General features: G+C 33.6%; 17 protein-coding genes. 11 read left to right on the top strand and 6 right to left on the bottom strand.

Annotated elements, in window-relative coordinates:
• The first annotated feature begins 57 nt into the window (after window positions 1-57).
• The 3 genes from MTX11_RS15525 (at window position 58) to MTX11_RS15515 (ending at window position 1929) form a co-directional block, all read left to right on the top strand.
• Window positions 58-486 (top strand): GFA family protein, encoded by a 429-nt coding sequence (locus tag MTX11_RS15525; RefSeq protein WP_478250645.1) that lies wholly within the window; start codon window positions 58-60, stop codon window positions 484-486.
• A gap of 198 nt (window positions 487-684) precedes the next feature.
• Window positions 685-1296, top strand: a complete 612-nt coding sequence (locus MTX11_RS15520) for a recombinase family protein (protein WP_243475531.1) — start codon at window positions 685-687, stop codon at window positions 1294-1296.
• Window positions 1297-1419: 123 nt separating this feature from the next.
• Window positions 1420-1929, top strand: a complete 510-nt coding sequence (locus tag MTX11_RS15515) for a hypothetical protein (RefSeq protein WP_243475530.1) — start codon at window positions 1420-1422, stop codon at window positions 1927-1929.
• Between the two features lie 116 nt (window positions 1930-2045).
• Here MTX11_RS15515 and MTX11_RS15510 read toward each other — a convergent pair whose 3' ends face one another.
• The 4 genes from MTX11_RS15510 to repM form a co-directional block, all read right to left on the bottom strand.
• A complete protein-coding gene (locus MTX11_RS15510) occupies window positions 2046-2390 on the bottom strand; it encodes a hypothetical protein (protein WP_243475529.1) in 345 nt (114 codons plus the stop codon).
• Window positions 2391-2432: 42 nt separating this feature from the next.
• Window positions 2433-3563, bottom strand: a complete 1131-nt coding sequence (locus tag MTX11_RS15505; RefSeq protein WP_243475528.1) for an acyltransferase family protein — start codon at window positions 3561-3563, stop codon at window positions 2433-2435.
• A gap of 215 nt (window positions 3564-3778) precedes the next feature.
• Complete coding sequence (locus MTX11_RS15500) at window positions 3779-4333, bottom strand: plasmid replication DNA-binding protein (RefSeq protein ID WP_243475527.1); 555 nt, start codon at window positions 4331-4333, stop codon at window positions 3779-3781.
• Between the two features lie 68 nt (window positions 4334-4401).
• Window positions 4402-5331 carry a replication initiation protein RepM gene (gene repM / locus MTX11_RS15495; protein WP_243475526.1) on the bottom strand — a complete coding sequence of 310 codons (930 nt, stop codon included), beginning with the start codon at window positions 5329-5331 and terminating at the stop codon, window positions 4402-4404.
• Window positions 5332-6558: 1227 nt separating this feature from the next.
• On the opposite strand from repM, the gene MTX11_RS15490 reads away from it, so the two are divergent.
• The 3 genes from MTX11_RS15490 to MTX11_RS15480 all read left to right on the top strand — a co-directional run bounded on the left by MTX11_RS15490 (window position 6559) and on the right by MTX11_RS15480 (window position 10120).
• Complete coding sequence (locus MTX11_RS15490) at window positions 6559-7452, top strand: phage integrase N-terminal domain-containing protein (RefSeq protein ID WP_243475525.1); 894 nt, start codon at window positions 6559-6561, stop codon at window positions 7450-7452.
• 240 nt (window positions 7453-7692) lie between these two features.
• Window positions 7693-9510 carry a type IV secretory system conjugative DNA transfer family protein gene (locus MTX11_RS15485; RefSeq protein WP_338129144.1) on the top strand — a complete coding sequence of 606 codons (1818 nt, stop codon included), beginning with the start codon at window positions 7693-7695 and terminating at the stop codon, window positions 9508-9510.
• A 76-nt stretch (window positions 9511-9586) separates the two neighbouring features.
• Complete coding sequence (locus MTX11_RS15480) at window positions 9587-10120, top strand: hypothetical protein (protein WP_243475523.1); 534 nt, start codon at window positions 9587-9589, stop codon at window positions 10118-10120.
• Window positions 10121-10234: 114 nt separating this feature from the next.
• Here MTX11_RS15480 and MTX11_RS15475 read toward each other — a convergent pair whose 3' ends face one another.
• Both MTX11_RS15475 and MTX11_RS15470 read right to left on the bottom strand, forming a co-directional pair.
• Window positions 10235-10483, bottom strand: coding sequence for a hypothetical protein (locus tag MTX11_RS15475; RefSeq protein ID WP_243475522.1), 249 nt, complete (start codon window positions 10481-10483; stop codon window positions 10235-10237).
• Between the two features lie 16 nt (window positions 10484-10499).
• Window positions 10500-11408 (bottom strand): hypothetical protein, encoded by a 909-nt coding sequence (locus tag MTX11_RS15470; protein ID WP_243475521.1) that lies wholly within the window; start codon window positions 11406-11408, stop codon window positions 10500-10502.
• A 157-nt stretch (window positions 11409-11565) separates the two neighbouring features.
• Here MTX11_RS15470 and MTX11_RS15465 point away from each other — a divergent pair, with 157 nt between their 5' ends.
• From MTX11_RS15465 to MTX11_RS15445, 5 genes are all read left to right on the top strand, one after another.
• Entirely contained in the window at window positions 11566-11895 is a 330-nt protein-coding gene (locus tag MTX11_RS15465) for a helix-turn-helix domain-containing protein (RefSeq protein WP_243475520.1), read from the top strand.
• A gap of 2 nt (window positions 11896-11897) precedes the next feature.
• Window positions 11898-12746 (top strand): ImmA/IrrE family metallo-endopeptidase, encoded by an 849-nt coding sequence (locus MTX11_RS15460; RefSeq protein WP_243475519.1) that lies wholly within the window; start codon window positions 11898-11900, stop codon window positions 12744-12746.
• A gap of 91 nt (window positions 12747-12837) precedes the next feature.
• Window positions 12838-13416 (top strand): ComF family protein, encoded by a 579-nt coding sequence (locus MTX11_RS15455; RefSeq protein ID WP_243475518.1) that lies wholly within the window; start codon window positions 12838-12840, stop codon window positions 13414-13416.
• Entirely contained in the window at window positions 13407-13979 is a 573-nt protein-coding gene (locus MTX11_RS15450; protein ID WP_243475517.1) for a hypothetical protein, read from the top strand. The genes MTX11_RS15455 and MTX11_RS15450 overlap by 10 nt, the downstream gene beginning before the upstream one ends.
• Window positions 13980-14489: 510 nt before the next feature.
• Window positions 14490-15128 carry an FMN-binding negative transcriptional regulator gene (locus tag MTX11_RS15445; RefSeq protein ID WP_243475516.1) on the top strand — a complete coding sequence of 213 codons (639 nt, stop codon included), beginning with the start codon at window positions 14490-14492 and terminating at the stop codon, window positions 15126-15128.
• Window positions 15129-15243 lie beyond the last annotated feature (115 nt).

Genomic DNA, 15243 nt, shown 5'->3' with positions numbered 1-15243 from the left:
TTCATGCAGAATCTCCTGCTCGTATCTTAAGAGAAAATTCTACTTTTAGATCCTTTTATTTTTAGGGGGGATTACCGTTGCTTGTGTAGTAAGGTTCGATTCTTAATTAACAAAGATATTCAGACGATGTATCACTGTCATTGCAGTTTATGTCGTAAACAAAGTGGTACGGGAGCAAATGCAGCTACATTGGTGAATGAGATGGTATTTGAGTGGGTTTCTGGTACGGATTCCATTGGCACATTTAAAAAAGATTCAGGTTTTACTTCCTGCTTTTGTACAAGTTGTGGATCTCCTGTTCCTAATAGAGTTGGAAATAGCTCATTCATATGGATTCCACTTGGATTGTTAAATGAGAGGCCAGTAATTAATAAAAGATTAGGCTTCTGTCTTAACTCAAAGAGTAATTGGGCTCCTGTAGTACATGTAGATAAAGAATATTTAGAATTACCAAGTTGGAGTGAACTAGAAAATTATTTTGATTAATTTAGTTTAAGATTTCCTAAAATTAATAAAATATGTACTTTATATGAGCTTAAAAAGCATGCCCCTCTGTCAGTCTTTCTTCTATTAAAAGACTATAGCTGAATGATAACGAGCCAAATAACATATAATTTCTATCATTAAACTTAATGAAATAATTAAATGATAGTATTATCATTGATCTAATCGAATTAAGACTAAATGATAGAAATGAATACACGTATTTATCTACGAGCTTCAACTAAAGATCAAGATGCAAAAAGGGCTTTGCAGATTCTTCAGGATCTAAACCAAAACTTGAATTTGGGTGAAACCATTGTGTACGTGGAAAACTATAGTGGTACAAAGCTAGATCGACCTGAATTGAATAAGCTACTGTCAGAAGCAAATCAAGATGACACTTTGTTGGTTGAAAGTATTGACCGCTTATCACGCCTAACCCAAAGGGATTTTCAAGAGCTGAAGCGTAGGATCCAGGAAAAGGGTCTTCGTTTAGTCGTGGCAGATCTTCCTACTACCTACCAAATGATTCAAACCAGTGACAGTATTACTCATTCAATCCTGGAGCTCATCAACAATATGCTGATTGATCTCCTAGCAACGATGGCTCGTCTGGATAATGAGAAACGCATAGAACGTATTAAGCAGGGCCTGGCACGTTCGGGTTACAAGCCCACAGGTAAGAAGGCAAATGAGGCTAAACATAAACGCATAAAAGAACTGCTGGTGGCTGGAAATATGACTAAGGAAGAAATTGCCAAAGCAGTGAGTTGTGGAGTTGCAACTGTTTATCGAGTTGCTAAAGTCATTTAAAAGGAACTTGTATCAGTGCTTCCCTTATGTCATATCTATTTGTAAACCCATTTAACATACCAGAATAATTTGGTCAGGAATGGTATAAAAATTTATAAAGATTGATATAAGGAAAATTTGAGCATGAAGATTCAGACCTGTATTTTAGTATTCAGCTCATTTTTTCTAAATGGCTGTTTTTTCGATACTAATGAAAAGTATACCAGCAACAATAAATCTGATATTGATCCATCAGTATCTGCTGAAAAGACTAATATCAAACCTCTAAAAAGTGACTATAAGCAATTTTTTATTTTAGCTAGAGATGTAAGGTTTGATCCAAATCTAGCTCAACTAGAAGCCATCTTTCAAGGAAATTTAACCCTTCATAATAACTGTTTATCCATCATAGTCAGAGGTGATAGAGAAACTCTACATACTCTAGTCATACCTAAACAATATGAGGTCTTTTCTGATAATTATAATAAGGTGATAGGTCTAAAAGATATTAAATCCAAAGAGGTTTATAGATTAGGTGAGAATTTACAGTTTTTAGGAATCGCTTTTGATGATGAAAAAATGAAGTTAAGTGAAAAATTACCTAGTTATTGTTCACCAAGACTGGCTTTACCTGGAGGTATTGAAAAATTATAAAAATAATTTATTCGAAATTTAGATTCTATAGACTTAAAAATTATTCATGAATGAGGCTTAATCTTTGTTATTTATGAATGATTTTTCAAATTATTCAATATAATCTTACGCAAATTTTACTCTCTTAGAAGCGGGGCAGTAATTACCATTAATTTTACTGGTAGACCTAATATACATTTAACTTTTTGAAGGCTAATTGAGTCAGTTTCATTTTTTAAAACGGTAAGTACAATTTCTCCAGTTTTCTCATCCACATAAATTCCTTGGAGTTCTGGAAAAATTGATACTATTACTTTCAAATTTTTATCAACAATTAAATTAAGTTCTTCAAAGGTATAACTTTTACCTGGATACTCCTTAAATTCAAATTTAAGCGTTTTTTTAGAAGCCGAGTCTATACTTTCTGCTATAGCAACAGAAGATAGACTTAAACAAAGACATAAAATAATTTTATCGAGCATTGAACATCTCTATCATCTGAAGTTGTTGAAAATATTATTCATTTATTTTTTAATCCATTTTTTTCTAATTTTAGAATTAATAGGGTTAGAAAAATATTTTGCTATAAGTGAACCAAGGATAAGTGTAAGGACTATATAAATGACCAGTAATAGAACCTTGATATTTCCAGTAGTTGTTTGTGGAATATATACAACCTTCATCAAGCCTAATACCACTAGATGAAATAAGTAAATTTCATAACTATTTCTTCCTATTCCTTTGATAAAATTTAATAAATTACTTTTTTCATATCTGCTATTACCTGGTAAACTTGTCATGATTAGTATACTGGTACACAGTGCAAACGCTGAGATCCCCCAAATACTTGTTTCTTTTATTGGCGCGTAGAAATAAATAAAGATCATTAAAGGAATAGTAATTAACTTCAACAACTTACTTATAAAAAATGAAATTTTGAAGTGTTCAGCAATAATTGCTGTCAGACAGCCAAAAGCTATTCCATCAAAGCTAGAAAAGTAATGATATAAATATGCCCCACTTTCACTGCCATAGTGTAAGTATCTAAAATAGGGACAGAATAAAATTAAAATAATACATAAAATAATAAAGAATCTTTCTTTCTTCAGGAATATACCTATAACTGGAAAGAACAAGTAAAAGACTTCTTCAACGGAAAGTGACCATAACACCCCTAATGCATAATTTACCCATCCTGCATTGATAATTAATATATTCATCCAGAAAGTTAAGGCAGCAATATTTACAATATTCTGAGATACTTCTATCCCATTAGGAGCTTGAGTTATAAAAGGTTTTAAACCTAGTAATCCTAGTACATTTACAATAAGAACTAATAATATTAGTGTGGGTATAATTCGAGCGAATCTAGAAATATAAAAGTTTTTATAATTTATATTTTTTAAACCATTCCATCTTTTCAATGAGTGAGAGGTAATAAGGTATCCTGAAATTACAAAGAACATGGTTACACCATAATTCCCATTTCTTGCTAACATTGTTATAAAACTTTCATTTAAAAAATCAAATGTTAGAAATGTTTCATAGAGTTTGTAGGGAATATTGAAATGATGTAATAAAACTAATGTAATTGAGATAAAGCGCAAAATATCTATAAAATCATTACGTTCAAATGTATTTTTTTTAAAAGACATGTTTCATATCCTTGAGCCTCTAATTCATCAAATTTTTCTAAAATTAATATAATACATGTTATGCGAACTCAGTAATAAAACCTTAATATAATCAATATATTATTCTATATAAAAAAGCCTAAGCAGCCATTCTTAGGTTGTTTTATTTTTCATGTTCCACGCACAATAAGTAAGCAATGTTCCACGGGTTTGATTATTTCAGTTGAATAGTGCCCTTAGCCATTCGGCAAGAAAAAGCGACTTAACCACCCTCTTTTGGGCTGCTCCGATTCAACGTGCTCCGGCACTGGAATACGCTTATTTTCTTTTTGGCTATTAGTAGTCAATCCGTCATGTTTCGGTTCTGTGTCATCCGGTTTTGGATCTATTTTAACTGTACTGGATTGTATTGTTTCTTGATCGGTAAACGTAGTCATATGGGCTTTGGGGGCTTCTAATAAGCGTTGTATCGCCTCTATCTGATTATCTTTTGTTGCTAATTGTTCTCTTTGAAAAACTTCTCGTTCATGTGCAAGTTCTAGCTGTTTTTTTAGTATGTCTACCTGTTGCTTCAGCATGTCTACTTCTGTCTCTTTTTGTACTGAAGTAGACTGTAACGTGGTTACACCCTTATTATTTTGGGATGGTTCACCAAATACACGTAGAGCTTCTGAAAAATCTATTTTTCCATCACTATTTTTTGATAAATCTCCTTTCTTTATACGTTTATAGATACTTTGACGATTCATTCCATAGAGTTGAGCTAATTCAATAACAGATAGTGCTTTCATCATGTAACCCAAGTAAAAGTCTGTATGTCAGTAGACAATATTTAGTGATGTAACGTTACATCAACGATTTAACGATAGCCAACTTTTTCAAGCATTGGAGCAAACTCTTTTAACTTCTCAGAATCTTTAAGCATTTCAGCAATTCTTACTGCAAACTGAGGATAGCTTTCAGTTCCTTGAGAGTATTTACTCATTTCAGGAAGTTCAGATAACTTATTGGAAAATAAGTGACGTTGAGAGTCAGTCATTTTTTTTGAAAAAAGATCTAGATTCCCAGATATTGTTTGATTTTCTAATGATTTGTTCTTAATTTTTTTTTGCTTAAAAGAAAAAGAAAAACCAGATATTGAACGGCCTTTCTTATGCTGTTGGTAGGTTGCCTCTATATCTGTTTTTTCGCTAATTTCAGAAATGGCTAGGTCAAGAACTCTAGTTTTAAAGTGATCCATACGCTTGTATTCATTAACACCAATTCCAAGTTGCTCTCTGAAAGTTGTTAATTCAAATAAAGGTGTTTTTCCAACAGCTCTCCATTGAATTAGTAACTCATATAATCTTGCTGAATATGTACTGTTAAGCTGGGCTGTTTGGCTCAGTAAATATTGAGTAAAAAAGTCTTTAATACCATCAATTTTACTTATGCCTTGTACAACAGCTAGTGTGAAAACAAGTTCAATAGCCCCTTCATCATCTAAATATTTTACTTGTTGAATCCATCTACTTTTGACTAACTTCCCATCCTCATCAAAGAAACTAAATCTTCTATTAAATAAAGAATCCTCTGCTTCTTTCATTCTCTGATAAGCATTTTGCCTTGTTGTCCCAAAAACTTCAGCATATCTCAAAGCATCTATTCGTAAAGGAGTATCTGTACTTAGTCCTGTACCCGTATGTCTAGCATCAACAATAGCTAATTGAACAATATGAAACTCTGATAAAGATAGAGTTTGAAAAGCTTGGTTTAACCGATTGGTTTTTACAACTAATTCTTTTGACATAGACTCATTTGAAATATTTTTATACCCACAGATTATAACAATGTGGGTATAACTACAACTATTTAGTTAAGGGTGTAATTAAGTGGGTAACTAAACGTGGGGGAATGGGTAACTAAACGTGGGGGAATGGGTAACTAAACGTGGGGGAATGGGTAACTAAACGTGGGGGAATACAATAGTTAGTTATTGAAATTTAATAATTAAAACTAAGTTAAAAACATTTAAAAACCTTAAAATAATTAAAAACAAAGGGAATGAAAAATTGCCCTTGGTTTTCGCTTCGCTCAAACTCTATTGAATCTCGCTATCGCTCGATTCGCGGGGCAATTTTTGATAAATATTTCCATGACTTTAAGAAAAAGCAAAAGCAACTCGGAATTCGCTTCGCTCATACATTTTTTACTCGCTTCGCTCGACCTAAAACAACTGCATTCAGTTCGCACCCATTCGGGATGCTCTGATTCTGAGTTCTTGACACGTAGGGCAGCTTGTAATCAGGGAAAGGGATAAGCAAATTTTCTTAGTTCGCTCGTAGACACTCGCTCTAATCATTCCTCTTAATAGCAAAAGAAAAAAACAAGGCGAACGGAGTGTGAGCGACGAGAAAAAATCTAAATCTCAAAACGTATTCCCTCTGATTACCAGCTCCCATCTAAATTTTTCCGGGAGTAGCCGAGCCATCCCGAAAGGGTGGCGGCTCCCCTTTTTTATACGCGTAAACAGTGGCCAGGCTCCCCAGTCGTCACTACCTTTAAGTAGTGACGACTGAGAAAAGCCTCATATTGCTTACAATACAAAACATTTTTGGAAGTTATTGCCGCGTGATAGAAGAATATTCACACATATACTGATCAGACTTTTTTGTTTTTTCATAACTTTTCTTTGCTGACTTTCATTTACGTTTTTCAGCTTAAACATAAACTAAATACAGGAGATCAAATACTTTTAATCGCTCTCATCCTATATGCAGAAACGGTTTATTTTTATAAGTATTCACACATTTGGACTTAAAGATTCTCGAATTTTTATACCCATTTTTTGAGCATTTTTTATTGAACCAATTTCTATAATTGAATTTGATAAAACGTTAATTCGGCTCTTAACACTAACCAATACATCGGATCTCACCCAGTTTTAAATTAAAAAATTGATACTTAATTGATTCCGTAGCACAGCATAAAGCTGCGCTGTACTCATCAATCAAGCATCTCCAATAAAAGATGGATCATGACCTTAGAATATCAATTTGATCAGCTCTGCAATAAGTTCCGTGAGGGTTCACACGCCACGCAAGCAAATAGACGGGCTATGCTGAAATTATTCACTGAACAGCTTGCCAGGAATGGCTATGACGTTAAAACCATGTCGCCCAAAGATTTAAAAGGTCGGCATGTGAATAAATTGCTTGAGCAATGGCGTAAGGATGGCGTGTCCACAGGAACGATAAAAAATCGAATGGTGGCCGTAAGGTGGTGGGCTGAAAAAGTCAGCAATAGCGGTGCCGTCAAAGACAATGCAACTTATAAAATAGAAAATCGTGTCTATGTCACCAATGAAAATAAATCTATATCTTTAAAAGATCTGGATTTGTCTAAAACCGATACAAACATAGCGCAAAGCTTACGTTTACAAGACGCTTTCGGGTTTAGACGTGAAGAAAGCATGAAATTCCAACCTGAATATGCCTTAGATGGTCAAAAAATTGAAAATGCTAAATATATCCGCTTAAAAGACAGTTGGACCAAAGGCGGAAGACCTCGAACAATTCCCATAACCAATGAAAAACAACGTCAAGAACTCAAAAATGCCTATGCTCAAGCCGTGAAAAATGGCGGTTCCATGATTCCAAAAGAAAAAAGCTATAAATCTCACAAAGCCAATTTTGAGGCAGTAACGCATGCCCTGGGTGTTGGGCAAACGCATGGCTTAAGGCATGGCTATGCTCAAACCAGATACCGTGAACTCATGGGGTTTGATTGCCCTGCGGTAGGCGGTTCTCGTGTGTTGTCGGCTGATGAAAAGATCAAAGATAAAGAAATCCGTATGTTAATTAGTGAAGAATTGGGACATAGCCGTATCAATATTACGTCCGTGTACCTGGGTTCATGGAGTAAAAACTAGATGGGGATTGCGTCAGAAATAAGATCAAAATTACCGTTATGTGGTCGTTGTATTAATTGCAAACTTTTGATTTGGAATGATAAAGCAGAGCTAAAACCCACTCACAATTTAATTAAATTTAGAAGCTCAGAAGCATCTTTTTACTATACGGTTCGTTGTTCGTGGCTCAAAAGTCCTGTTTCTGAACCTCAGTTCTTAGATACCTGTGAGGGTAAACAACAGCAAAAAGGGGATAATTAAGTGGTACATGATTTTCTTATGGCTTATTACACGTTTTTAATAAGAACTTTGCACCTTAAACCACTTTCGGTTGGCTATGCGAATACCCTTTTAGTTTTAATCATTATTGCGCTTTTTCTCATGCTCTTTGTGAGCTTAAAGTCACATTTTAAAGCGCATAATCCATACCATGAGTTTTTATATAATGTTGTTCTTTTCGGTTTGGCAGTTCTAGCCCAGACCTATCTGTTGAGCGACATCACAAATTTGCTTTCAAGTCATTATGTTGTGGTTTCAAATAATAATTATTTCGTATCGTGGCTTGTGATTGTTGGTCTTTATGCATTTTTGTACTTTGCTGGTGGCAAGTCAAAACCACGTGCAGAACGTATAAAAAAAGAGTCTGCGGAAGGGTATGGCACCTTATTAAGTGAAGTGCATAAAGGATTTGAAAATAAAACGCCCCTTATTGCTTTTACGGATAGGATTTTACCAAAGAAGCAAATGAAGGACATGCAACAAAAACACCTGAATTGGTCTTTTCATCGTGAAAGCTTAAGGGTCACCAATGAGGATCGGGGCATTGTTTTGGGCGCACCTGGCTCGGGTAAAACAACATTTTTAATCTCTCAAATCGTAGAGTGGATGAAATCCGGGCGTAGCTTCGTGGCAACGGACGTAAAGCCTGAAATTTGGGCGATTCTTAAAGCAAACAATGTCTTTAAAATTTTTGGTTATAAAGATTGGGTTTTTAATCCAACCGATGTTGAGAGTGACCACTACAATATTTTTTCAGAAGTGAAGGATTCAGCAGAACTCAACGAGATTTTGAACATTATCATTAAAGATGATACAGCCGAATCGGTGGTTTTTAATGACTTGGCTAGGCGTATTCTGAAGGCTGTTCTCATCGAACTTAGTGATAAGGCATCACTTGTGAATGCTCAAAATTATATTAATAGCATGGATAGCAATGATGAGTTGTTAAAGGCATTAAGACAGTCTGAAAAATCCAGTGTTTCCAATATTGCCAAAGAAATTTCTCGGACTGCTCAAAATGATCGCTTGCTTGCATCTGTGATGACGGCAGTTTCCAAAGCCTTTGAGTTTCTTGATGATGATCGTATTCGAGCAACGACATCAGATAATGCTCCAGGCTTCTACTTAAAAGAAGTTCTCATGCAGCCTAAACAAGCTGTATTTTTACAGTTTGACCAACAGTATAAAAGTTCAACGGCTACGCTATTCGGGGCAATGGTGGCGCATACCATGCGTATTTTACAAGCGAATCAAAACCGTAAACCCGTATTTATTGCCTTAGATGAAATCATTAATTGTGCACCTATTCCAAAATTCACTGATTTGCTCAATACGATACGTTCTGCAAATATGCCTACCTTTCTATACTTGCAGAGCTTAGAGGGCTTAAATCGCTTGTATGGCGCAAATAGCGACAAAATGTTCATGGGTTCGAGTAATTTGAAAATCGTTTTTAGAATTGGGGATATCGAATCGGCTGAAGAATGCAGTCGATTGGTCGGTCAAACTGAAACAACCTACATTTCTGAAACGGCAGGTACAAGTCAAACCAGTGGTACAAATTCATCCAGTCGAACAAGTGGCTCATCTTCCAACAAATCGCAAAACGTAGGGACAACAAAGTCCATTAAATTGGAATCCATTATTGAGCCTGCGGAATTTATTAAATTGCCGATTTGTACTGCCGTGGTGATGTATAACGGCTCTTACGGAACGTTGGAAATGCCTAAATATTATGAGTGCTATAACATGCCAAAACGCACGAATTTAAAAACGATTCAGGACTTTAAAGCTGCCTAAAATTAAGGATTTTCTTTAATAATTTTCTCAGAAAAACCTGAGTATGGTTCATGAAAAGATAGGAGTACGATGAAAAGTGTTATATGAAGCATATTACCCAAGTGAAGTAAGCAACAATCATCCAATTAAAATTTTCTATGGCTTTGTACAAGAGGGATTTGACAAGGATTATCAATTAACTTTAGTCGTTTTTTATCCCGAATTAACAGGTACATCTTTATTTAATTTGACGGATAAGACTAAAGCTGGTCTAGCAAATTTTCTATTACAAAAACATGTTTATGGTGTTGGAGCTTCACACATCAAAGTGGCTTTTGTATGCGAGCATGTCAATGAGAGAGACTTCTATACTGAAATTTGGGGTGTAGATGTTTTTGAAAACTACGCTTTAGAGCAACTCGAGCAACAACCTAGAAGTTTACTCAGTGGCATTTTCGGAAATGATTCTAAAGAAGTCAGTATTCATTCAAGTTATTTGAATATCGGATTAACTGATTCAATCAAATTGATTGATGAAGGGCATTTAGATACGGCTCAAACGGCTTATCTTTTAAATAAGCTGAAAGAAAAAACTGATTACGGAAATTTTAATAAAATTTTTGGTGAGTAAAAAATTTTGCTGGCTATACGAAATTTAGTTATTCGAACTAAATTTCGTATAAGAGATTTTATGTTAAATAAAAAGCATCTCGAAAGATGCTTATATATTTGATATATGTTGCACTTATCTTTCTTTGTTAGATTGAGAAAGAACAGATGCTGCTAATGATTTTGTGGTATCACTATATTTATCGCTTTGTAACACTTGCGATGCTTTAGTTTCCATATTACTTCCAGTTTGCTTACTAGAATGTGTTTGAGATAAGGCTGATCCCGCTAACTGTTTTTGAATTGCTGAAGATGAGGGATTTCGCAATACTTCTGAGGCTAATGCACTTACAGTATTAGAGGTTTGTTTGGAGTTTTTAGACATACTGAATTTCCTTGAATTAATTGTCATTTTTACGAATTTTTTTGTAGCGATATAAAGCTACCTTTTCTCTATATTCTTTGAGAGTTTCGGGATGGGTTGTTATGAACTTACTCATCCTCTTTTTACCACCTTTGTAACGTTCATCTTCTCTCATTTTCTTAATATTAGCTTTATAGCCGCCTGATTTTGCAGCACTTATAAATGATGCCCCAGCCGAAATACCTTCTTTGACAAAATGTGGTGTAGCTATATTGGTAAAGAAATATGATGTTCCGTAAGGTGATAATCCTGCTAAGGTATTAATAGGTAATAATACTATTAGCCCCTTCTCTTGTTCTTCACCTATAGGTGCATGAGGTAACATAAAATAATCAGACTTCCAGATTTTTTCTAAATGACAGAAGTAGTTTATTTTTTTGCTTATCTTTTCTAAAGGAATGCTAAGTTCATTACATTTTTCTTGTGTAAATTCGATAAAGTGTTTCATTCCTAAATTAATAGTTATATCTGAAATTGTATCTAATCCTAACCCATCAACAACTAGAATTAGCTCTTCTAAATCTTCTATCGCTCCAGACATAACTGCTTCAGAAGAAGTTAAAGCTTCCAGTAATTTAGATGCCTTAATTTCTCCTGCTCCACGACCTTTATAGCTTTTTTTTGTCCACCCAATTCCTGTTCCTTTTGGTTCATGAAAGTAACTACACAATTCAGTAGCTAATTTTTGATCATCATTTTTTAACGCTGATAATAGAACTTCCATGAACGCTTTAATACACTTATGAGCATTGATGCAATGAATATTGTTTGTCATTGCAACGCTGTAAGGATCTAGAAATATCTTCGTATCTCTTTCCAATTTTAGGTTAAGAAAATCAATACTTTGATTAGGGTCTACTTTAAAATAATCTATAAAGGTTGTCATTCAATTAACTCCAATACTTTTAAAACATGATAATAATTCCGGAATACCGAACTTTGGTACATTATTTATCCGTTTTTTTACATAGTCAATCTTTTTTTTACACTATTCCGAACTTTTTATTAGTAAAATATAACTTAAACTAAAAGGGGATATTGAAATGGCAATTTTTCTTGGCGATAAAATCAGACTTCTTAGAAAGGAGAAGAAACTTACTCTAGAAGCTCTAGCCCAAAGTGCAGGATTAAGTAAAAGTTATTTGTGGGAGTTAGAAAATAGAGAATCACAAAAGCCTTCAGCAGAAAAATTATCAGCATTAGCTAAGGTATTAGGGGTAGATGTCGATTTTTTTCTAGAAGCTAATACCCTCACCCCCGATGAAAAGCATATTGATAACGCTTTTTTCCGTGAATATAAAAATTTAAGTTCTCAAGAAAAAGAACAAATAAGAAATATAATGGCTGTAATTCAAACTACCGGTAATAAATAATAATGGATGAAAAATTACATCCACCTAAAGCAGCGAATAGATTGCATAAGATTTTTGATGTTTTTTGTCAGGTACAATGTTTGGAAAAATTTCCCATTAATGTTGATATGCTTGCTTATGAAGCAGCTAACATTTTTAAATGGGATGATCCTATTGTCAACATTCTAGAGTTGAATGTCGGTAAATTTGATGGTGCCTTACTAAAAAATGATGCTAGTCAGTGGTTTATTTTATATAACCCAGCTGTGGAATCAGCTGGAAGAATTCTATTCACAAAAGCACATGAACTTGGACATTATTTACTTCATAGATCGTTGCAAAGTGAATTTCAATGTGGAAATGATGATATCCAGTTATATACAAATAATTCTATTGAAACTGAAGCCAATAAATTCGCTGCATATTTACTTATGCCGATAGATGATTTTAGAACACAAGTAGATACTACTAACTTAATTTACTCCTTATCTCTATGTGCATTGAGATATGGAGTTTCTCTGACAGCTGCAATTTTGAGATGGCTAGAATTCACTGATGAAAATGTGATATTGGTTGTTTCTAGAGATGAGTTTATGCAGTGGGCTTTTTCAAGCAATTCTGCTTTTAAAAATGGAGCTTTTTTTAGTACTAAAAAAACAGTTACTTCTATCCCGGATGGTTCTTTAGCAGCTAATCCTTTAGTAGTTGAAGAAAAAAATGGTGAAAAAATAAAAGCAACTATATGGTTTCAATATGCCGATAAAGAAGCGTACCTTACTGAATATAAGATTATTTCAGAAAAATATGATCAAATTATAACTCTAATTGTATTGCCTAAAGGTCTAAGTGTATGGAAGCCTAGAGAATTTTAAAAACTTATTAAATAATATTAAGATATTGATATTTATTATTTTTTAAATTAACTTATAATTCTATTATAGTTAATTATAAAGTTTTATTAATATGAATATTAGAGAAATTAAGGGCCCTTGGGAAAAAGGAATTGTTTTAGATAAGCATGTCTTAAAAAGTGAATATATAGGTGATAATGAATATGGTCGTCCGATGTTTGATACAAAAAGATCAGAATTAGGACAAGCATTATTCTTACTAAAATATAGAGATGATTGGGAGCAAATTCCTAAATTAGTAGATGCTTTAGCTATATCCATACAAGAAAATTTCCAAGACAAAATAGAGTTTATTATTCCTATGCCTGCTTCTAACACCAGAGATCGTCAACCTGTGTATGGTTTGGCTGAAGGATTAGGCCAAGCTCTTAATGTACCCATCTTTACAAATATCTTGCATAAAACAAAAAATGGAACTTCTCTAAAAGACTTACACTCTAGAGAGGATAAAGAAGCTGCATTAATAAATAGTTTCTCTATTTTTAATGGAATTCGAAATGAAGGATGTTGGAATGTTCTTTTAATCGATGATCTATTTGATACAGGGGCCACTATGGAAGCAGCTTGTAAAATGTTAAGCTCTTATCCTAAGATTAATAAAATTTATGTGGCAGCATTGACTTGGAAATAGCAGTGACAAAGATTTTTATTGCTGGTTCTATTAGCATTCAAATGCTAGATGAATCCGTTACTAAGCGTATCAATAAAATGATAGACCAAGGATATGAAATTATCCTTGGAGATGCTGATGGAATTGATAAAGCTGTTCAGGAATATTTAAATAGTAAAAACTACGATAAAGTTACTGTTTATCATAGTGGTAAGAAACCTCGAAATAATCTTGGAAACTGGCATACTAATTCTGTTATTACAGAATATAAGTTTGGAACAAGGGCTTTCTTTACAGCTAAGGATTTAGTTTTAGCTAATGATGCTGACATAGGAGTGATGCTCTGGGATAAGCAAAGTACTGGAACATTAAAAAATATTATTGAATTAATTAATCAGCGTAAAAAAGTTACAGTTTTTCTTCAACAAGAAAGAAAGTTTCAACGTGTTTATAACACTGATGAATTGCTATTAATTACTCAAAAGATGTCTGAATCTTCTTTAAAAAATGCTAATAAAAAAATTAAAATTTTTGAACGTATAGAATCTTTAAAAAGAGAACAATTACAACCTAGTTTTTTATAATATTTTTAATAAAAAACCCTGGCATCCTGCCGGGGTTTTTTTATCGTTGCTGATTGTGCTGTTGTACCCTCTGGTCCATGTGCAATAACTTATAATTCTTGTTTTATGTGTTATGGAACTTCCTGTTCCTGACGAGTTCATCATAGGAAAATTCCACTGTTCCAGATAGTAGCAAAGGGCCAGAATTTATGTACGCCAGGGCGCATAAAATAGCCTAAATTTTATCCCCAGCAATTGGGAATAGTTTTGGAACTTGGATCCGTATGAAATGGGCCCCGATTGCCAAATTGATCGTTTTTTTAATCAAATTTACTGGCAAAATATTACAGACTTGCTTAAAAGCTCACCAATGCGTTTTGTGATCAGTGTTAAATTTCTAAGTTATTTATATTTATATTAATATATGATTGTGCTTGGTAGAATCGCCATTATGTTAAATAAGAGTTGATAAGTAGCCATTAATTACCTTAATTTGATGTAATACAACATCAAAACTATAGAAAGAGCTAAATGTACTTACCTCCTCATTTTGAAGAAAGACGAATAAATCTTCTTCATGATTTAGTAAAAAAACATCCCTTCGGTTGTATCGTTACATATTTCAATGGTGAGTTAGATGCTAACCATATTCCCTTTGAATTAGTGCCTGATCAGGGGGATTGTGGAAAATTATTGGCACATATATCGAGAAAAAATCCTTTAGCTGAAGTTTTAAAGAATGATGCCAATGTACTTGTAATATTCCGAATTGATGATGTTTATATCTCTCCTAATTGGTATGTAGGAAAATTTGAACATCATAAAGTTGTTCCGACTTGGAACTACGTAGTTATTCATGCAAAAGGTAAGGCCAGAATTATTGAAGATGAGAAAATATTAAGAGGTATTTTGGCTCGTCTTACTAGAGAACATGAGTCCAATCAAGAGATTCCTTGGAAAATGACAGATGCACCAGCGGACTTTATCAACGAAAGGATGAAACATATTGTAGGAATACAAATTGAGATTACAGACTTAGTGGGAAAATTTAAATTAAGTCAAAATAGAAATAAAAATGATATTTCAAGTGTAGCTAAAGTTTTAGCTACTAAAGGTAAAAATAATTTAAGTAATCTAATGTTGAATAGCTCAAATACGGAAGAAATATAGAATTATATAAGGTTAATAAATGAAAAATAATGGTAGTTGGGTAATCCTCCCATAAATAACCGAAGTTAAAAGTAGAGGTTAAGCAGCCCTTAGAGGTGGCTTTCCTTTGTTAGCT

The organism is Acinetobacter lwoffii, assembly GCF_022809915.1.
Lineage (GTDB): Bacteria > Pseudomonadota > Gammaproteobacteria > Pseudomonadales > Moraxellaceae > Acinetobacter > Acinetobacter lwoffii_M.
This window is presented reverse-complemented; position numbering and strand designations above follow the sequence as displayed.